Source organism: Rhodococcus aetherivorans (genome assembly GCF_025722975.1).
Classification (GTDB): domain Bacteria; phylum Actinomycetota; class Actinomycetes; order Mycobacteriales; family Mycobacteriaceae; genus Rhodococcus; species Rhodococcus aetherivorans.
The window spans coordinates 2,719,717-2,738,229 of the sequence record NZ_CP106982.1; the positions used below are offsets into that span (position 1 = coordinate 2,719,717).

An 18,513-nucleotide genomic window follows, 5' to 3' on the forward strand; every position below is an offset into this window, starting at 1 on the left:
ATTCTGGGACAGGTGACCGAACCAAGTTGACTGTCGGACCTTCGCGCGCCTACCGTCGAGCGCGTGAATCAGAATGGGTTGCTCGTAATCGGCCGGCGCGTCGTCGCCTGAGCCGCTTCTCGCAACTCGCCCACGACGCGCCACCCTCGTACAGCAGATGCTGCTGACGGGGGTTTTTTGTTGCCCGGAGCCAGAACCAGAGGAATCGCAGTGAGCGCACCAACCGCAAGGCCTCAACCTTCGCCGCGCAAGCCCGGGGCCGCAGCCCCGTCGCCCGCGGCCGCGGCCACCCAGTCCGGTAACCGTCGCCAGGTCGCCCCCGAGCGGGTCACCGGCGCACAGTCGGTGGTCCGGGCCCTCGAGGAGCTCGAAGTCGACACGGTATTCGGCATTCCGGGCGGTGCGATCCTCCCCGTCTACGACCCGCTGTTCGACTCGCAGAAGGTCCGGCACGTGCTGGTCCGCCACGAGCAGGGCGCCGGCCACGCCGCGACCGGATACGCCCAGGCCTCCGGCAAGGTCGGCGTGTGCATGGCCACCTCCGGCCCCGGCGCCACCAACCTCGTCACCCCGCTCGCCGACGCGCAGATGGACTCTGTCCCCGTCGTGGCGATCACGGGCCAGGTCGGCCGCGGTCTGATCGGCACCGACGCCTTCCAGGAGGCGGACATCTCGGGCATCACCATGCCGATCACCAAGCACAACTTCCTCGTGACCGACGGCGCCGAGATCCCCCGCGTCCTCGCCGAGGCGTTCTACCTGGCCGCGTCCGGCCGTCCCGGCGCGGTGCTCGTGGACATCCCGAAGGACATCCTGCAGGCCCAGACCACCTTCAGCTGGCCCCCGGAGATGCACCTGCCCGGCTACCGTCCCGTGACCAAGCCGCACGGCAAGCAGGTCCGTGAAGCCGCCCGCCTGATCGCCGAGGCGAAGTCGCCCGTGCTGTACATCGGCGGCGGTGTCATCAAGGCCGAGGCCTCTCCGGAGCTGCTCGAGCTGGCCGAGCTCACCGGCATCCCGGTCGTCACGACGCTCATGGCGCGCGGTGCGTTCCCCGACACTCACCGGCTCAACTGCGGCATGCCCGGCATGCACGGCACCGTCGCGGCGGTCGCCGCCCTGCAGAAGTCCGATCTGCTGATCACGCTCGGCGCGCGGTTCGACGACCGCGTCACCGGTCAGCTCGACTCGTTCGCGCCCGGCGCGAAGGTCATCCACGCGGACATCGACCCGGCCGAGATCGGCAAGAACCGGCACGCCGACGTGCCGATCGTGGGTGACTGCAAGGAGGTGATCGTCGAGCTGATCGAGGCGATCCGTGCGGATCTCGCGACGGGCACCACGCTCGAGTACGCCCAGTGGTGGGAGTACCTGGACGGGATCCGCCGCACCTACCCGCTCAGCTACGACCGGCCCGCCGACGGCATGCTCTCGCCGGAGTTCGTGATCCAGAAGGTCGGCAAGCTCGCCGGACCGGACGCGATCTACTGCGCCGGCGTCGGCCAGCACCAGATGTGGGCCGCGCAGTTCATCGACTACGAGAAGCCACGGACCTGGCTCAACTCCGGCGGCCTGGGCACCATGGGCTACGCCGTTCCGGCGGCCATGGGCGCCAAGATGGGCGTGCCCGACGCCGAGGTGTGGGCCATCGACGGCGACGGCTGCTTCCAGATGACCAACCAGGAACTGGCGACCTGCGCGGTGGAGGGTGTGCCGATCAAGGTCGCGCTCATCAACAACGGCAACCTCGGCATGGTGCGGCAGTGGCAGACGCTGTTCTACGAGGAGCGGTACTCGAACACGGACCTGGCCACCCACACCCTGCGCATCCCCGACTTCGTCAAGCTGGCCGAGGCTCTGGGCTGCGTCGGCATCCGCGTCGAGCGCGAGGAGGAGGTCGAGGACGCGATCCGCCAGGCGCAGTCGATCAACGACCGTCCGGTGGTCATCGACTTCATCGTCGGCAAGGACGCCCAGGTGTGGCCGATGGTCGCCGCGGGCACCGGCAACGACGAGATCATGGCGGCGCGGGGCATCCGCCCGCTGTTCGACGAGGACGAGGCGGCCGCCGAGCCGGCCGTCATCCACGAGGCACTCGAGCACGAGAAGCACCCGGACCAGCGCGGCGCCGCAGCAGCAGGAGAGGATCGTCAGTGAGCACCAGTCACACCCTCAGCGTTCTCGTCGAGGACAAGCCGGGCGTGCTGGCCCGCGTGGCGAGCCTGTTCTCCCGCCGCGGGTTCAACATCGAATCCCTCGCGGTGGGCGGCACCGAGATCCCCGAGATCTCCCGGATGACGATCGTCGTCACCGTCGACGAGTTCCCCCTCGAGCAGGTGACCAAGCAGCTCAACAAGCTCGTCAACGTCATCAAGATCGTCGAGCAGGAAGAGGAGGCCTCGGTCGCCCGCGAGCTGCTGCTGATCAAGGTGCGGGCGGACGCGAGCGTGCGGACGCAGGTCATCGAGACGGTGAATCTGTTCCGCGCCAAGGTGATCGACGTCTCGCCCGAGTCGCTCACGATCGAGGCCACCGGTACCCGGTCCAAGCTCGACGCCCTGCTGCGGATGCTCGAGCCCTACGGCATCCGCGAGATCGTGCAGTCCGGGGTCGTCGCGGTCGGACGCGGTCCGAAGTCGATCACGGCCACCCGTTAGCCTGAACACACCCTTATTTGCTGAGAGAGGTAACAACTGTGGCAGTCGAGATGTTCTACGACGACGACGCCGATCTGTCGATCATCCAGGGCCGCAAGGTCGCGGTGATCGGCTACGGCAGCCAGGGACACGCGCACTCGCTGAGCCTGCGCGACTCCGGTGTCGAGGTGCGCATCGGTCTGAAGGAAGGCTCGAAGTCGCGGGCCAAGGCGGAGGAGGCGGGCCTGGCGGTCGGCACCCCGGCCGAGGTCTCCGAGTGGGCGGACGTCATCATGCTGCTGGCGCCCGACACCGCGCAGGCGTCGATCTTCAAGGAGGACATCGCGCCGAACCTGAAGGACGGCGACGCGCTGTTCTTCGGCCACGGCCTGAACATCCACTTCGGTCTCATCGAGGCGCCGGAGTTCGTCACCGTCGCGATGGTCGCCCCGAAGGGCCCCGGCCATCTCGTGCGCCGCCAGTTCGTCGACGGCAAGGGCGTCCCCGCGCTCATCGCCGTCCACCAGGATCCCAAGGGCGAGGGCCAGGCGCTGGCGCTGTCCTACGCCAAGGGCATCGGCGGCACCCGGGCCGGCGTCATCAAGACCACCTTCAAGGAAGAGACCGAGACCGACCTGTTCGGTGAGCAGGCCGTCCTCTGCGGTGGCACCGAGGAACTGGTCAAGACCGGTTTCGACGTGATGGTCGAGGCCGGCTACGCCCCGGAGATGGCGTACTTCGAGGTGCTGCACGAGCTCAAGCTCATCGTCGACCTCATGTACGAGGGCGGCATCGCCCGCATGAACTACTCGGTGTCCGACACCGCCGAGTTCGGTGGCTACCTCTCCGGGCCGCGCGTCATCGACGCCGGCACGAAGGAGCGCATGAAGGAGATCCTGAAGGACATCCAGGACGGCACCTTCGTCAAGCGTCTCGTCGCCAACGTCGAGGGCGGCAACAAGGAGCTCGAGTCGCTGCGCAAGAAGAACGCCGAGCACGGCATCGAGGTCGTCGGCAAGCAGCTGCGCGACCTGATGAGCTGGGTGGACCGCCCGATCACCGAGACCGCCTGATCGGATCCCGCCGCTTCGACGGCCCGGCACCGCTGTGGTGTCGGGCCGTCGGCGTTCCAGGGTGGATAATGCGCTGATGTCCTGGGGCCTGGGAAAGCTGCCGGGGGTCGTCACGGCCCGCACCTACCGCCGGGAGTGGCTGCGCCCCGACATCACCGCCGGCCTGGCACTCACCGCGCTGCTCATCCCCGCGGGCATGGGCTACGCGACGGCCGCCGGGTTGCCCGCCTACGCCGGCCTGTACGCCACGATCGTCCCGCTGCTGGTGTACGCGCTGGTGGGTCCGTCGAAAGTGCTTGTGCTCGGGCCTGATTCGTCCCTCGCCCCGCTCATCGCCGCGGCGGTGCTCCCGCTCGCCGCGACGGGCGACCCGCAGGAGGCGCTCGCGCTCGCGGGGGTTCTGGCCCTGCTCGTGGGCGTGATCCTCGTCGTCGCCGGCTTCCTGCGCCTCGGTTTCGTCACCGAACTGCTGTCCAAGCCCATCAGGCTCGGCTATCTCAACGGCATCGCGCTGGTCGTCGTGGTCGGTCAGCTCCCGAAACTGCTCGGCTTCTCGATCGACGAGCCGGGCCTGCTCCAGGACACCGCCGCGATCGTCCGGGCGGTGGCCGCCGGCGACGTCGACCTCGTCGCGGCGACCGTCGGTGTGGCGTCCCTGGCGGTCATCCTGGCGTTCCGCCTCCTGCGGGCGCGCATCCCGGGTGTCCTGGTCGCCGTGGTCGGGGCGTCCGTGGTGTCCGCGCTGCTCGGCCTCACCGACGAGATCGTCATGGTCGGGGCGCTGCCGTCGGGACTGCCGACGCCCGATGTGGCAGCGGTGAGCTGGGGCGACGTGCTCGCACTGCTCGGCCCGGCGGCCGGCGTCGCGCTCATCGCGTTCGCCGACACCGGCGTGCTCTCGCGCACGTTCGCCGCCCGCCGCGGCGACGACGTGGACGGCAGCACCGAGATGAAGGCCATCGGCGCCGCCAACGTCGCGACCGGGCTGTTCAGCGGTTTCCCCATCTCGGCGAGCTCGTCGCGCACGCCCGTCGCCGAGCAGAACGGTGCCCGCACCCAGCTCGTCGGGGTGGTCGGCGCCGCCGCCGTGCTGCTGTTCGTGCTGCTCGCGCCCGGCGCGACCGCCTATCTGCCCGAGGCGACCCTCGCCGCGGTCGTCCTCGTCGCCGCCTCGGCACTCATCGACGTGCGCGGCGTGATCCGCATGTGGCGGATGAGCCGGATCGAGGCCGGTCTCGCGGCGGCGGCCTTCCTCGGAGTGGCGCTCGTCGGGGTGCTCGAGGGGATTCTCGTCGCCATCGGGCTCTCCTTCGTCGCCGTCGTGGGACACGCATGGTCGCCGTACCGCACCGAACTCGTCGAGCTTACCCGCGTCGCGGGTTTCCACGACATCAACCGCCACCCCGAGGGGCATCGGATCCCGGGCCTGCTGCTCGTGCGGTTCGACGCCCCGCTGTTCTTCGCCAACGGCTCGATCTTCGACGACTACGTCCGCTCGCTGGTCGCGAAATCGCCCGAGCCGGTCGAGTGGGTCGTGATCGCCGCGGAACCGATCACCGGCCTCGACACCACCGCCGTCGACGAACTCGTCGACCTGGACCGGTACCTGGCGGGCAAGGGCATCCACCTGGCCTTCGCCGCGATGAAGGGTCCGATCAAGGACCGGCTGGTGCGGTTCGGGCTGGGAGATCGGTTCACCCGGGACCGCTTCTATCCGACGGTCCGCACCGCCGTCGTCGCGTTCCGGCACCGGCGATCCACCGCGGGTCCCGGCCCCGCATAGCCGGGGCACGGCGTTCCGCCCTCGCGGTCCACTCGCGCCGGGCCGCGGCCTGGTGCAGGGTCCCGGCGAAACGGTGCCCGTGCGAACGGAACTCGTCGGTGGTCTGCGAGCGACGTTCCCCCGGGCGCAGGTTCGCCGGACCACAGGTGCCACCCGGACGGTCTCGCTCCGGACCCGGAATGCGGCTCGCGCCGGGACGGCGGCACCAGGTACCGGATCGGCCGGAGGGCCTTCCCGGCTCGGATTCGCCGGCGTTCGGGTCCGAACGGACCGCGGCCGTGGCGCCGCGGGCGTGGGTCGTTTCGTACCAGTAGGCAACCCATTCCGGGGCCGTGGCCCCGGGGCCACGGCCCGGGCACTAAACTGAGCCCGGTCACGGCTGCATTCGCGCACCTCGGGGTGCGGCGCCGTCGACGACCCGTCAGACAAACCAACCACAGGGGAGTTCGCACGTGAGCCAGAATGGCCGTCCCGTTGTCCTGATCGCCGACAAGCTGGCGCAGTCGACCGTCGATGCGCTCGGTGACGGTGTCGAGGTGCGCTGGGTCGACGGTCCGGACCGTCCCGCGCTGCTCGCGGCGGTGCCCGAGGCGGACGCCCTGCTGGTCCGTTCGGCGACCACGGTCGACGCCGAGGTCCTCGCCGCCGCCACGAGGCTGAAGATCGTCGGTCGCGCCGGCGTCGGCCTCGACAACGTCGACATCCCGGCCGCCACCGAGCGCGGTGTGATGGTCGTCAACGCTCCGACGTCCAACATCCATTCGGCCGCCGAGCACGCCGTGGCGCTGCTGATGGCCACGGCCCGGCAGATCCCCGCCGCCGACCGCACCCTGCGTGAGCGCACCTGGAAGCGTTCGAGCTTCAACGGCACCGAGATCCTGGGCAAGACGGTCGGCGTCGTCGGTCTGGGCCGGATCGGGCAGCTGTTCGCGCAGCGCCTCGCCGCCTTCGAGACCCACGTCATCGCCTACGACCCCTACCTGCCGCCGGCCCGTGCCGCCCAGCTCGGGATCGAACTGGTCGACATCGACGAGCTGATCGAGCGTGCCGACTTCATCTCCGTGCACCTGCCCAAGACCAAGGAGACGGCCGGCCTGATCAACGCCGAGCGGCTCGCGCGGGCCAAGGACGGCGTCATCATCGTCAACGCCGCCCGCGGTGGTCTCATCGACGAGGACGCCCTCCACGACGCCCTCGTCTCCGGCAAGGTTCGCGCCGCCGGCCTCGACGTCTTCCACTCCGAACCCTGCACCGACTCGAAGCTGTTCGACCTCGACAACACCGTCGTCACCCCGCACCTCGGCGCCTCCACGACCGAGGCCCAGGACCGCGCCGGAACCGACGTCGCCAAGAGCGTGCTGCTGGCCCTGGCCGGTGAGTTCGTCCCGGACGCCGTGAACGTCTCCGGCGGCCCGGTCGGCGAGGAGGTCGCACCGTGGCTCGAGCTCGTGCGCAAGCTCGGCCTGATCGCCGGCACCCTCTCGCCGGAGGCGGTGCAGAACGTGCAGGTCGTCGCCAGCGGCGAACTCTCCGCGGAGAACGTCGAGATCCTCGGCCTCGCCGCGCTGCGCGGCCTGTTCTCCGCCAGCAGCGACGAGCCGGTCACCTTCGTCAACGCCCCGGCCCTCGCCGAGCAGCGCGGCGTGAGTGTCGAGGTCGACAAGCACAGCGAGGCCTCCACCCACCGCAGCGCGGTGGAGGTCCGCGCCGTGGCCGCCGACGGTCTCGTCACCACCGTCACCGGTGCGCTGACCGGCCTGCAGCAGATCGAGAAGATCGTCAACATCAACGGCCGCAGCTTCGACCTGCGCGCCGAGGGCCACAACCTCGTCGTCCACTACGAGGATCGCCCGGGCGTGCTCGGTGTCCTCGGCACGGTCCTCGGCAACGCCGGGATCGACATCCAGGCGGCGGCACTGAGCCAGGACGTCGAGGGCCCCGGCGCCACGGTGATCCTGCGGGTCGACCGGGTCGTCGGCGACACCGAGGTCGCGCAGATCGTGGAGCGGCTCGACGCCCGCGTCGCGCAGGTCGACCTGTCCTGAACCACCCCCCGCTGTATCCGATGGCCGCGATCGTCGAGCACGGTCGCGGCCGTCGTCGCGAAGAGGAAGAGAGTGTGTGCCCATGAAGCTTGCGGTCATCCCCGGTGACGGCATCGGTGTCGAGGTCACGGCCGAGGCCCTCAAGGTGCTCAGGACGCTGGTCCCCGATCTCGAGACCACCGAGTACGACCTCGGTGCCCGGCGGTACAACGCCACCGGGGAACTGCTCCCGGACGCCGACCTGGCGGCGATCCGCGCGCACGACGCGATCCTGCTCGGCGCCATCGGCGACCCGTCCGTCACCCCGGGCGTGCTCGAGCGGGGCCTGCTGCTGAACATGCGGTTCGCGCTCGATCACCACGTCAACCTGCGGCCGTCGCGGCTGTACCCGGGGGCGAAGTCCCCGCTCGCGGCGCAGCCGGAGATCGACTTCGTCGTGGTGCGGGAGGGCACCGAGGGCCCCTACACCGGCAACGGCGGCGCCATCCGCGTCGGCACCCCCCACGAGATCGCCACCGAGGTCTCGGTCAACACCTGGTTCGGTGCCGAGCGCGTCGTGCGTTACGCCTTCGAGCTCGCGCAGAGCCGGCGCAAGCACCTCACCCTGATCCACAAGACCAACGTGCTCTCCAACGCCGGTGCCATCTGGACGCGTGCGGTCGAGACGGTGGGCGCGGAGTACCCGGAGGTCGAGACGGCCTACTGCCACATCGACGCCGCCACCATCTACATGGTCGACGACCCGGGCCGGTTCGACGTGATCGTGACCGACAACCTGTTCGGCGACATCATCACCGATCTCGCCGGTGCGGTCACCGGGGGCATCGGCCTGGCGGCCAGCGGCAACATCGATGCCTCCGGCACCAACCCGTCGATGTTCGAGCCGGTCCACGGCAGCGCCCCGGACATCGCGGGCAAGGGCATCGCCGACCCGACCGCGGCGATCCTGTCGGTCGCCCTGCTGCTGCGCCACCTCGGCCGGGCGGACGAGGCGGCCCGGGTCGAGTGTGCGGTCGAGGCGGACCTCGCCGCCCGCGGCACGGGCCCGATCGTGACCACGGAGGTCGGCGACCGCATCGCGGCCGCCCTCTGATCCGGTCTCGGTGCGGCCTCCCGGTGTCCGGGAGGCCGCACCGGCTCATTTGCGGGGGACCAGGGGCACCGCGGCGGCCGGGATCAGCGCGGCGAGCGCGAACGCCGCGGGAAAGCCGGTCAGTGCGATGAGCCCGCCGAACGCGGGACCCACGCACGCCGCCGCGACGAACTGGCCGGTGTTCTGGATGCCGAGCGCGCGGCCACCCCAGAACGGTCCCGCGATCTCGGCGACGGCGGTGAAGGCCAGCCCGTTCGGGGCCACCGTCGTCACCGATGCCACGATCAGCAGCGCGACGGCGACGGCCGAGTCGGTGAGCGCGGCGGCCGCGAGCGCTGCCATGGACAGCACGACGGAGAGCGCAACGAGCCGCAGCGGCCGCAGGCGGCTGCCGACCCGGTCGGACCACCCGCCGGCGGCGACGCGACCGAGCGCACCGAGGAACTGCGCGGCGGTGATGACCAGGCCCGCGGCGGACTCGGTCCAGCCGCGCTCGGAGATCAGCCACACCAGCGCGTAGGTCCACACCACGTACTGGGGCACCACCAGCAGCACCGACGCGGCGTGGATCCGTTGCAGCGACCGCCCGGCACGGTAGGGGTTGTCGAGCAGGCCGAGCTCTGCGGCCCGGCCGCGTTCCGGCCGCGGTGGGTCGACGATGCCGACCGCGCACGCCACCGCGGCGACGGCACACACCGAGGCGGAGAAGGCCAGGGCCGAGCCGATTCCGTGGTCGCGCGCGAGCGGCGGAATGGTCAACGCGGCGACGGCGACGCCGAGCGGCAGCGACATCTGCCGGATCCCCATGGCGAGACCACGCTGGTGCGGCGGGAACCAGCCGACGACGACGCGACCGCTCGCGGCGTTGGCGCTCGCCGCGGCGGCACCACCGAGAGCGAGCATGAGCGCGAGCATCGGCAGGGTCCCGCTGGCGGCGGCTGCGGCCGTGGCCGCCGCAGCCAGTGCGAGCCCTGCGGCCAGGACCCGCCGCTCGCCGTACCGGTCGGCCAGGGCACCCCACGCGACGAGGCTGAACACGACCCCGAATATCGGCGCGGCCGAAAGTGTTCCGGCCTGGGCGAGCGTGAGCCCGCGATCCGCGTGGAGCGCGGGGATGAGGAAGGCGGCGCCGTTGACGAGGACCGCCTGGGCCGCCTGCGCGAACACGCCGAGCGCCAGGATGACCCAGCGCCGCGCGCCGATGTCCCGAACCGTCATGTCATCTCACTATCTGAAACAAAATTCCCGTATTGTGAACTTCCCGGTGGCAGCCTATACCTGCGTCCCGTGGTCCGCAGGGCCGCCAGCGGCGACACGGATAGACTCCCCGGCATGCGCCTTGGTCGAATTGCCAGCCCGGACGGTGTCGCCTTCGTCAGCATCGAGGGAGAGGGGGACGCCGCGACGGCGAAGGAGATCGCCGAACACCCCTTCGGCACCCCGACCTTCACCGGCCGCAGCTGGCCGCTCGCCGACGTCCGGCTGCTCGCGCCGATCCTGGCGAGCAAGGTGGTCTGCGTCGGCCGCAACTACGCCGCCCATGCGGCCGAATCCGGGAACGAGGTTCCCGACGAGCCGGTGATCTTCCTCAAGCCGAACACCTCCATCGTCGGCCCGGGGGCGCCGATCGTGCTCCCGCCGAGCAGCGGCCTCGTCCACCACGAGGCGGAGCTCGCCGTCGTCATCGGCCGTCCCTGCAAGGACGTTCCGGCCGCGAAGGCCCTCGACGTCGTCCTCGGCTACACCGTCGCCAACGACGTCTCCGCGCGCGACCATCAGCAGCAGGACGGGCAGTGGACGCGGGCCAAGGGGCACGACACGTTCTGTCCCCTCGGCCCGTGGATCGAGACGAACATCGATCCCTCGGATCTCGAGATCTCCGCGGAGGTCGACGGGCAGACGCGCCAGCGCAGCCGAACGTCGTTGATGGTGCACGACATTCCGAAGCTGATCGAGTGGATCTCGGCGGTGATGACGCTGCTGCCGGGCGACGTGATCCTCACCGGGACCCCGGAGGGGGTCGGGCCGATCGTCGACGGCAACACCGTCTCGATCACCGTCGAGGGCATCGGCACGCTGACGAATCCGGTGACCGCCAAGCGCAGGTAGCAGGCGGACCGCGGCTTCGCGGCCGGCACGCCCGGGACTAGCCTGGAGGGGACTTTTCGATCCCTCGACCCGAGTGAGCCATGACCAACAGCGAAGTACGCGTTCGTTTCTGTCCGTCCCCGACCGGAACCCCGCACGTGGGCCTCGTGCGCACCGCCCTGTTCAACTGGGCTTTCGCCCGTCACCACGGCGGCACCTTCGTGTTCCGCATCGAGGACACCGACGCCGCCCGCGACACCGAGGAGTCGTACCAGGCGATCCTCGACGCGCTCCGGTGGCTCGGCCTCGACTGGGACGAGGGTCCCGAGGTGGGCGGCCCGTACGAGCCGTACCGGCAGTCGCAGCGCCGCGACCTGCATCTCGACGTCGTCGCCAGGCTGCTCGAGGCGGGCGAGGCGTACGAGTCGTTCTCCACGCCCGAGGAGGTCGAGGCGCGCCACCGCGCGGCCGGCCGCGACCCGAAGCTCGGCTACGACAACCACGACCGCGATCTGACCGCGGAGCAGCGGCAGGCGTACCGCGACGAGGGGCGCAAGCCCGTGGTGCGGCTGCGCATGCCCGATCACGACCTGACGTGGAACGACCTGGTGCGCGGCGAGACCACGTTCAAGGCCGGCACCGTGCCCGACTTCGCCCTCACCCGCGGCAACGGCATCCCGCTGTACACGCTCGTCAATCCCGTCGACGATGCCCTGATGCGGATCACCCACGTGCTGCGCGGCGAGGATCTGCTCTCGTCGACCCCGCGCCAGCTCGCGCTCTACGAGGCGCTGCAGCGCATCGGCGTGACCGATTTCACGCCCGAGTTCGGCCACCTGCCGTTCGTGATGGGGCAGGGCAACAAGAAGCTCTCCAAGCGCGACCCCGAGTCCAACCTGTTCATCCACCGCGACCGTGGCTTCATCGCCGAGGGACTGCTCAACTACCTCGCGCTCCTCGGCTGGGGCCTGGCCGACGACCGTGACGTCTTCTCGCTCGACGAGATGGTCGCCGCCTTCGACATCGCCAAGGTCAACTCGAATCCGGCCCGGTTCGACCAGAAGAAGGCCGACGCCATCAACGCCGAGCACATCCGCATGCTCGAACCGGCCGACTTCGCGGCCCGGCTGAAGGCGTTCCTCGTGGAGCACGGGCACATCACCGGTGACGTCGACGACGCCCGGTTCGCGGTGGCGGCCGAGCTGGTCCAGACCCGCATCGTGGTGCTCTCGGACGCGTGGGACCTGCTGAAGTTCCTCTACGTGGCCGAGGCCGACTTCACGCTCGACGAGGCGGCCGCGGCCAAGAACCTCGGCCCCGACGCCGCGCCCGTGCTGGACGCGACGATCGCCGCGGCCGACGGTGTGGCCGAGTGGAGCGCGGCGGCCCTCGAAGAGGCCCTCAAGGCCGCGCTGATCGACGAGCTCGGCCTCAAGCCCCGCAAGGCCTTCGCGCCGGTGCGCGTGGCGCTCACGGGCTCGCACATCAGCCCGCCCCTGTACGAGTCGATGGAACTGCTCGGCCGGGACGTCTCGCTCACGCGCCTGCGTGCCGCCCGGGCCCGCATCGCCTGAGCGGTGCCGGGCCGGCCGCGGCGCCCCCGCGGTCGGCCCGGCGTCGCGCAGGTTGTGGATTTACCCGCTCTGACCTGGCGATTTGTTATTGGGGGCACCCATGGTGCTAACCTTCTTCTCGGTTCGGAACGGAGGCCGCAGCGCCGCGAGGCAGGTCTTCGGAACAAGCCATTGGGGTATGGTGTAATTGGCAACACAGCTGATTCTGGTTCAGCCATTCTAGGTTCGAGTCCTGGTACCCCAGCGTCTGCCCGGTGATTTTGTCACCGAGCCTCGGCCGGTTAAGCTGGCTGAGCTTCCCGCCGCAGGGTGGGAGGAGCAACAGAGAAGAAAGTTCCTGGCCCCGTCGTCTAGCGGCCTAGGACGCCGCCCTCTCAAGGCGGTAGCGCGGGTTCAAATCCCGTCGGGGCTACCACGGACGGCCCTTCGATCGCGAGTTCGAAGGGCGTTCTTCTCTGAGCAGTGAAAGTTCCTGGCCCCGTCGTCTAGCGGCCTAGGACGCCGCCCTCTCAAGGCGGTAGCGCGGGTTCAAATCCCGTCGGGGCTACCACGCGAAGGTCCCTCCGATCCACGGATCGGAGGGACCTTCGCTGTTTGTGCTCGTCATCCGCTCTTGCGCCGGAAATTGCGGCGGTGGTCGGCGCTGCCGTGCGGCGCCTGCGCCTTGGCCCTCCCGTCGAGATGGTCCGAGCCGCGACGGGCGTGCTGATTCTTGCGCTCGAGGGCTGCGCGGAACTGCTCCGCGATCCGGTCCCCGCTCGGGTCGTTCATCGCTGTCTCCCTTCCCTCACCCGGAGCTCGGTCCGGGACATCCCGGAATCTAACTCGGCAACCCGGCGTCTGTCGCCCGGTTTTCCAGGGCCTCGAACAGGTACGGTGCCGTGCTGCCGCCGATCGGCATCGCCGGCATCCCGAGCTTGCGGTGGTCCCAGGACCGGGTCCGGTCCGCGACGACCCGCACCGCGACGCGCTTGTGCATCATCTGCTCGACCGCGGGCCGCAACTCCGCGGTGTAGGGGCCGGTGTAGCGTTCCCACACGCTGCGGCACACCTCGAACAGCACCTCTCGATCCTCGACCACCTCGGCATGCCCCTCGAGCGAGACGCCGCGCAGGGTGTCGTAGGTGTGGCCGTCCTCGACCAGGGCGCTGATCCGGTTGTCGCGCCGCAGATTGACCGCCTTCTGCGATTTCAGCTTCGTCTCGAACCAGATCTCGCCGTCCAGCACCGCGTACCACATCGCGACGAGGTGCGGGAGGCCGCCGGGGCCGATCGTCGCCATCGTCGCGACGCGGCTGCGTTCGAGAAAGTCGCCGATCTCGGCGTCGGTCATCGTGATCTGTGTGCGCTGGTTGGTTCCCATCCGTGCACTGTCGCACAGGAGCCGGCGGGTGGACGGGCTACTGCAGTCGCTTCTGCAGCGCGTCGGCGGCCGCCAGCAGGTCCGCGGCCCAGCGCGCCCCGGGCCGGCGGCCCATGCGGTCGACGGGTCCCGAGACGGAGATCGCGGCCACGACGGCCCCGGATGCATCGCGCACGGGGGCGGCCACCGAGGCGACCCCGGGTTCGCGTTCGGCGACGCTCTGCGCCCAGCCCCGGCGCCGGACTTCGGCGAGGACCCGCTCGCCGAATGCGGCCTCCGGCAGGATCGCCCGCTGCGTCGCGGCGTCGGCCCAGGCGAGCAGGACCCTGGCTCCGGACCCGGCGGTCATCGGCAGCCGGGCCCCCACGAGGACGGTGTCGCGCAGGCCCGTCGGGGGTTCGAGGGCCGCGACGCACACCCGGTGGGTGCCCTCCCGTCGATACAACTGCACGCTCTCGCCGGTGATCTCGCGCAGGCGCGGCAGCACGAGCGAGGCGGCGTCGACGAGTGCGTCGCCCGCGCCTGCCGACAGTTCGGCCAGACCGGGACCCGGCCGCCACTGGCCGTCACCGTCGCGGGCGAGCAGCCGGTGCACCTCGAGCCCGACCGCGAGCCGGTGGGCGGTGGCGCGGGGAAGTCCGGTGCGGGCGCACAGTTCGGTGAGAGTGCAGGGCTGCTCCGCCACTGCATGGAGGACGGCCATCGCTTTGTCCAGCACTCCGATCCCGCTATGCTGTCTCATAGGTCGATACCTCCGTCTCGCATAATGGGAAGCATAACCCACGCGGAACCGGGCGGGGACGACAGCATTCGCGGCCCGGGACAGCCCCGAGAACGGGATCCGCGTTCGTCACGTACGACAGGTGGAGAAGATGGCTGGAAAGACTCTGGCGGAGAAGGTGTGGGACCAGCACGTGGTCGTGCGCGGTACGGGAGAGGGCGCGGCGCGACAGCCGGACCTGATCTACGTCGATCTGCATCTCGTGCACGAGGTCACGAGCCCGCAGGCGTTCGACGGTCTGCGGTTGGCGGATCGGCCCGTGCGGCGGCCGGACCTCACCATCGCGACCGAGGACCACAACGTGCCCACGGTCGACATCGACAAGCCCATCGCCGACCCCGTCTCGCGCACCCAGGTCGAGACGCTGCGCCGCAACTGCGAGGAGTTCGGCATCCGGCTGCATCCGATGGGTGACGTCGAACAGGGCATCGTCCACGTCGTCGGACCGCAGCTCGGCCTGACGCAGCCGGGCATGACGGTGGTGTGCGGCGACAGCCACACCTCCACCCACGGCGCCTTCGGTGCCCTGGCGATGGGCATCGGCACGAGCGAGGTCGAGCACGTGCTGGCAACCCAGACACTGTCGCTGCGCCCGTTCAAGACCATGGCGATCACCGTCGACGGCGCACTGCCGCCCGGCGTCACGAGCAAGGATCTGATCCTCGCCGTCATCGCCCGGATCGGCACCGGCGGCGGCCAGGGCTACGTGCTCGAGTACCGCGGCGAGGCGATCCGGAAGCTGTCGATGGAAGCACGGATGACCATCTGCAACATGTCCATCGAGGCGGGCGCCCGGGCCGGGATGATCGCGCCCGACGAGATCACCTACGAGTTCCTGAAGGGCCGCCCGCACGCCCCCCAGGGCGCGGACTGGGACGCCGCGGTGGCCGCGTGGGAGCAGTTGAAGACCGACGAGGACGCGGTTTTCGACGCCGAGGTCCACATCGACGGCTCGTCCCTGACGCCCTTCGTCACGTGGGGCACCAACCCCGGCCAGGGCGCGCCCCTCGGCGCGTCGGTGCCCGACCCGGAGGCGATGGCGGACGAGGGTGAGCGCCTCGCGGCCGAGAAGGCGCTGCGGTACATGGGACTCGAGCCCGGAACCCCGCTGCGTGAGGTGCCGGTCGACACCGTCTTCGTCGGCTCGTGCACCAACGGCCGGATCGAGGATCTGCGCGCCGTTGCGGAAGTTCTCCAGGGCCGCAAGGTCGCCGACGGCGTTCGTATGCTCGTCGTACCCGGATCGATGCGCGTTCGTGCCCAAGCCGAAGCCGAAGGTCTCGGTGAGGTCTTCACGGCCGCGGGCGCGGAATGGCGCCAGGCCGGCTGCTCGATGTGCCTGGGCATGAATCCGGATCAGCTGGCGCCGGGCGAGCGCTGTGCATCGACCTCGAACCGGAACTTCGAAGGCCGCCAGGGCAAGGGCGGGCGCACCCACCTCGTCTCGCCTGAGGTCGCCGCGGCGACCGCGGTGCGCGGCACTCTCTCCGCTCCGGCGGATCTGGACTAGGTCACGGAACCGAAGGAGAATTTCGATGGAAGCCTTCACCACTCACAAGGGCATCGGCGTTCCGCTGCGCCGGTCGAACGTCGACACCGACCAGATCATCCCCGCGGTGTATCTGAAGCGGGTCACTCGAAGCGGATTCGAGGACGGGCTGTTTGCCGCCTGGCGCACGGATCCGGCCTTCGTACTGAACACTCCGCCGTTCGACCGGGGCAGTGTCCTCGTGGCCGGGCCGGATTTCGGCACCGGGTCCTCCCGCGAGCACGCCGTGTGGGCGCTGTCCGATTACGGCTTCCGCGTCGTGATCTCGTCCCGCTTCGCCGACATCTTCCGGGGCAACTCCGGAAAGGCCGGACTGCTGGCCGCTCAGGTCGAGCAGCCGGACGTCGAATTGCTCTGGAAACTCATCGAACAACAGCCGGGACTGGAGCTGGAGGTCGACCTCGAGCATCGCACCGTGACCGCCGGAACCACCGTGGTGCCGTTCAGCATTGACGACTACACCCGGTGGCGTCTGCTGGAGGGTCTCGACGACATCGGGCTCACGTTACGGCAGGTAGAGGCGATTTCCGAGTTCGAAAACGCAAGGCCGTCTTGGAAACCGCGGACCCTCCCGGCGCCCTGATCCGGCCCCGAATCGGGCCTGGGCGGGCCGGATCCGACGACACGTTCGGATCCGGCCCGCCTGTAATTTGCATGAGAATTGGCGTGGCACATAGACTCTTGCCCGTTTGCGGGTCTACCGTGGACTCGAGTCGGTCTGACGGTGGACCGTTATGTGCGGAGGAATGCAATGAACAAGGCAGAGCTGATCGATGTTCTGACCGAAAAACTCGGTTCGGACAGGCGCACTGCAACGGCGGCCGTGGAGCACATGGTCGACGCGATCGTGCGCGCAGTGCACTCGGGTAAGAGCGTCACGATCACCGGCTTCGGCGTCTTCGAGCAGCGCCGCCGCGCGGCGCGGGTCGCGCGCAACCCGCGCACGGGTGAGACCGTGAAGGTCAAGCCGACGTCGGTGCCGGCGTTCCGCCCCGGCGCACAGTTCAAGGCGGTCATCGCCGGCAGCCAGAAGCTCCCCGCGACCGGTCCGGCCGTCAAGCGGGGCGCGGCTGCCGCGGCGAAGAAGACCGCGGCCGCGAAGAAGACCGCGGCCAAGAAGACCGCGGCGGCGAAGAAGACTGCCGCCAAGGCAGCTCCGGCGAAGAAGGCGACCACGGCGGCCAAGGCTCCGGCCAAGACCACCGCGGCGAAGAAGACCACGGCGGCCAAGGCTCCGGCCAAGACCACCGCGGCCAAGAAGACCACGGCGGCGAAGAAGACCACGGCGGCCAAGGCTCCGGCCAAGACCACCGCGGCCAAGAAGACCACCGCGGCGAAGAAGACCACCGCGGCCAAGGCTCCGGCCAAGACCACCGCGGCCAAGAAGACCACCGCGGCGAAGAAGACCACCGCGGCCAAGGCTCCGGCCAAGAAGACCACCGCGGCCAAGAAGGCGCCGGCCCGGAAGGCTGCAGCCAAGAAGTAGGGCTGCTGGGAGTAGGGCTGCCGAGAACTAGGGCTGCCAACCGGATACCGTCCGTTCGGCGGCCATCGGGGGGAACCTCGATGGCCGCCGAAGCGCGTTCAGGCGGGCCCGGCGGGCAGCGGGCTGTCGATGTGGTCCACCGCGACGAGCCGGTCGCCGGCGAGCGACAGCACCCACGTGCTGCCCTTGCGGTTACGCGTGTTCGGCGCGGTGATCCCGTCGTGCTCGGCCCACCATTGCACAAGGTCCGGGATCACCTTGCCCTGGCTGCAGATCACCGGCACCCCGCCGCGCTGGGCGAGGTCGAGCACCCGCTTGCGCCCGAGTTGCGGGTCGGCGCTGTACTCCTCCTCCGTGAGGGAGGGTTCGACGGCAACGTCGATCCCGAGCCGGTCCGCGAGCGGTTGCACCGTCTGCACGCAGCGTGCCCGGTCCGCGGCGACCACGCTGTCGGCGCCGAACGCGAGCAGTTGCGGAACGAGGGCCTGGGCCTGGGCACGGCCCGCCGCGTCGAGCGGCCGGTCCCGATCGTCGCCCCGGTGATTCCTGCGGCTGCCGGCCTTGGCATGCCGCACGATCAGCACCGTCGCCGTGTCCGGCGGCAGGGCCTGGAAGCGGCGCAGCACCGTGTGGTCCATCGGGTACGACAGGGCCGCGAAGGCGTCGTCGGGTGCGAGCCAGCGCAGCTCGTCGACCTCGTCGTTGGGGGTGAACTCCCCGCTGCGCTTCTCGGCGGCCCAGTAGTCCACCCGCTTGAGCTTGCGGTGACCCGGCACCGGGTAGGTGACCTTGCCGAGATACCGGCCGAGACGCGCCGAAATCCCGGTCTCCTCCTCGATCTCGCGCAGGGCGGCGACGATCGGGGTCTCGCCGGGATCGAGCTTGCCCTTGGGGAAGGACCAGTCGTCGTAACGCGGCCGGTGCACGACCGCCACATCGAAACGGTTCCGGTCGGTCGGATTCCGTCGCCAGAGGACAGCCCCGGCGGCGAAGATGTTGGCTCGCATTGCGTTGTCGGAAACGGGGGACACCGACATCCTTC

At 70.1% G+C, this 18,513-nt stretch carries 16 protein-coding genes and 3 tRNA genes; 14 read left to right on the top strand and 5 right to left on the bottom strand.

Annotated elements, in window-relative coordinates:
• Positions 1-210: 210 nt before the first annotated feature.
• The 6 genes from OCS65_RS12390 (at position 211) to OCS65_RS12415 (ending at position 8,630) form a co-directional block, all read left to right on the top strand.
• Positions 211-2,157 (top strand): acetolactate synthase large subunit, encoded by a 1,947-nt coding sequence (locus OCS65_RS12390; RefSeq protein ID WP_006934250.1) that lies wholly within the window; start codon positions 211-213, stop codon positions 2,155-2,157.
• Positions 2,154-2,657: an acetolactate synthase small subunit gene (gene ilvN, locus OCS65_RS12395; protein ID WP_006934252.1), complete on the top strand. Its 504-nt coding sequence runs from the start codon at positions 2,154-2,156 to the stop codon at positions 2,655-2,657. Before OCS65_RS12390 ends, ilvN begins: the two co-directional genes overlap by 4 nt.
• A gap of 50 nt (positions 2,658-2,707) precedes the next feature.
• Positions 2,708-3,709 carry a ketol-acid reductoisomerase gene (gene ilvC, locus OCS65_RS12400; protein ID WP_029544417.1) on the top strand — a complete coding sequence of 334 codons (1,002 nt, stop codon included), beginning with the start codon at positions 2,708-2,710 and terminating at the stop codon, positions 3,707-3,709.
• A 76-nt stretch (positions 3,710-3,785) separates the two neighbouring features.
• The gene (locus OCS65_RS12405) at positions 3,786-5,492 is read left to right on the top strand and encodes a SulP family inorganic anion transporter (protein ID WP_029544415.1); all 1,707 of its coding nucleotides are present in this window, start codon (positions 3,786-3,788) and stop codon (positions 5,490-5,492) included.
• A 452-nt stretch (positions 5,493-5,944) separates the two neighbouring features.
• Complete coding sequence (gene serA / locus OCS65_RS12410) at positions 5,945-7,537, top strand: phosphoglycerate dehydrogenase (protein WP_006934257.1); 1,593 nt, start codon at positions 5,945-5,947, stop codon at positions 7,535-7,537.
• An 82-nt stretch (positions 7,538-7,619) separates the two neighbouring features.
• Positions 7,620-8,630 (top strand): 3-isopropylmalate dehydrogenase, encoded by a 1,011-nt coding sequence (locus tag OCS65_RS12415; protein WP_231772711.1) that lies wholly within the window; start codon positions 7,620-7,622, stop codon positions 8,628-8,630.
• Positions 8,631-8,675: 45 nt separating this feature from the next.
• On the opposite strand, the gene OCS65_RS12420 is transcribed toward OCS65_RS12415, so the two are convergent.
• The gene (locus OCS65_RS12420) at positions 8,676-9,848 is read right to left on the bottom strand and encodes an MFS transporter (protein ID WP_231772712.1); all 1,173 of its coding nucleotides are present in this window, start codon (positions 9,846-9,848) and stop codon (positions 8,676-8,678) included.
• A 114-nt stretch (positions 9,849-9,962) separates the two neighbouring features.
• Between OCS65_RS12420 and OCS65_RS12425 the strand changes: the two genes are divergently transcribed.
• The 5 genes from OCS65_RS12425 (at position 9,963) to OCS65_RS12445 (ending at position 12,842) form a co-directional block, all read left to right on the top strand.
• Entirely contained in the window at positions 9,963-10,739 is a 777-nt protein-coding gene (locus OCS65_RS12425; protein ID WP_006934260.1) for a fumarylacetoacetate hydrolase family protein, read from the top strand.
• A gap of 80 nt (positions 10,740-10,819) precedes the next feature.
• Entirely contained in the window at positions 10,820-12,292 is a 1,473-nt protein-coding gene (gene gltX / locus OCS65_RS12430; RefSeq protein ID WP_006934261.1) for a glutamate--tRNA ligase, read from the top strand.
• A 172-nt stretch (positions 12,293-12,464) separates the two neighbouring features.
• Positions 12,465-12,536: transfer RNA gene (locus tag OCS65_RS12435), tRNA-Gln, on the top strand.
• 95 nt (positions 12,537-12,631) lie between these two features.
• A tRNA-Glu gene (locus OCS65_RS12440) sits at positions 12,632-12,707 on the top strand.
• A gap of 59 nt (positions 12,708-12,766) precedes the next feature.
• Positions 12,767-12,842 (top strand) — tRNA-Glu (locus tag OCS65_RS12445).
• A 53-nt stretch (positions 12,843-12,895) separates the two neighbouring features.
• On the opposite strand, the gene OCS65_RS12450 is transcribed toward OCS65_RS12445, so the two are convergent.
• The 3 genes from OCS65_RS12450 to OCS65_RS12460 are packed head-to-tail and all read right to left on the bottom strand — an operon-like array spanning position 12,896 to position 14,397.
• Positions 12,896-13,063, bottom strand: a complete 168-nt coding sequence (locus tag OCS65_RS12450) for a DUF5302 domain-containing protein (protein ID WP_006934262.1) — start codon at positions 13,061-13,063, stop codon at positions 12,896-12,898.
• A 49-nt stretch (positions 13,064-13,112) separates the two neighbouring features.
• Positions 13,113-13,655 carry a pyridoxamine 5'-phosphate oxidase family protein gene (locus tag OCS65_RS12455; RefSeq protein WP_006934263.1) on the bottom strand — a complete coding sequence of 181 codons (543 nt, stop codon included), beginning with the start codon at positions 13,653-13,655 and terminating at the stop codon, positions 13,113-13,115.
• A 37-nt stretch (positions 13,656-13,692) separates the two neighbouring features.
• Entirely contained in the window at positions 13,693-14,397 is a 705-nt protein-coding gene (locus OCS65_RS12460) for an IclR family transcriptional regulator (protein WP_029544405.1), read from the bottom strand.
• Positions 14,398-14,527: 130 nt separating this feature from the next.
• On the opposite strand from OCS65_RS12460, the gene leuC reads away from it, so the two are divergent.
• From leuC to OCS65_RS12475, 3 genes are all read left to right on the top strand, one after another.
• Positions 14,528-15,946 carry a 3-isopropylmalate dehydratase large subunit gene (leuC, locus tag OCS65_RS12465; protein ID WP_231772713.1) on the top strand — a complete coding sequence of 473 codons (1,419 nt, stop codon included), beginning with the start codon at positions 14,528-14,530 and terminating at the stop codon, positions 15,944-15,946.
• A 25-nt stretch (positions 15,947-15,971) separates the two neighbouring features.
• Positions 15,972-16,568 carry a 3-isopropylmalate dehydratase small subunit gene (gene leuD, locus OCS65_RS12470; protein WP_006934268.1) on the top strand — a complete coding sequence of 199 codons (597 nt, stop codon included), beginning with the start codon at positions 15,972-15,974 and terminating at the stop codon, positions 16,566-16,568.
• A gap of 168 nt (positions 16,569-16,736) precedes the next feature.
• Positions 16,737-17,471: an HU family DNA-binding protein gene (locus OCS65_RS12475; RefSeq protein ID WP_043796505.1), complete on the top strand. Its 735-nt coding sequence runs from the start codon at positions 16,737-16,739 to the stop codon at positions 17,469-17,471.
• A 98-nt stretch (positions 17,472-17,569) separates the two neighbouring features.
• On the opposite strand, the gene OCS65_RS12480 is transcribed toward OCS65_RS12475, so the two are convergent.
• Positions 17,570-18,508 carry an NUDIX hydrolase gene (locus tag OCS65_RS12480; protein WP_065922444.1) on the bottom strand — a complete coding sequence of 313 codons (939 nt, stop codon included), beginning with the start codon at positions 18,506-18,508 and terminating at the stop codon, positions 17,570-17,572.
• Positions 18,509-18,513 lie beyond the last annotated feature (5 nt).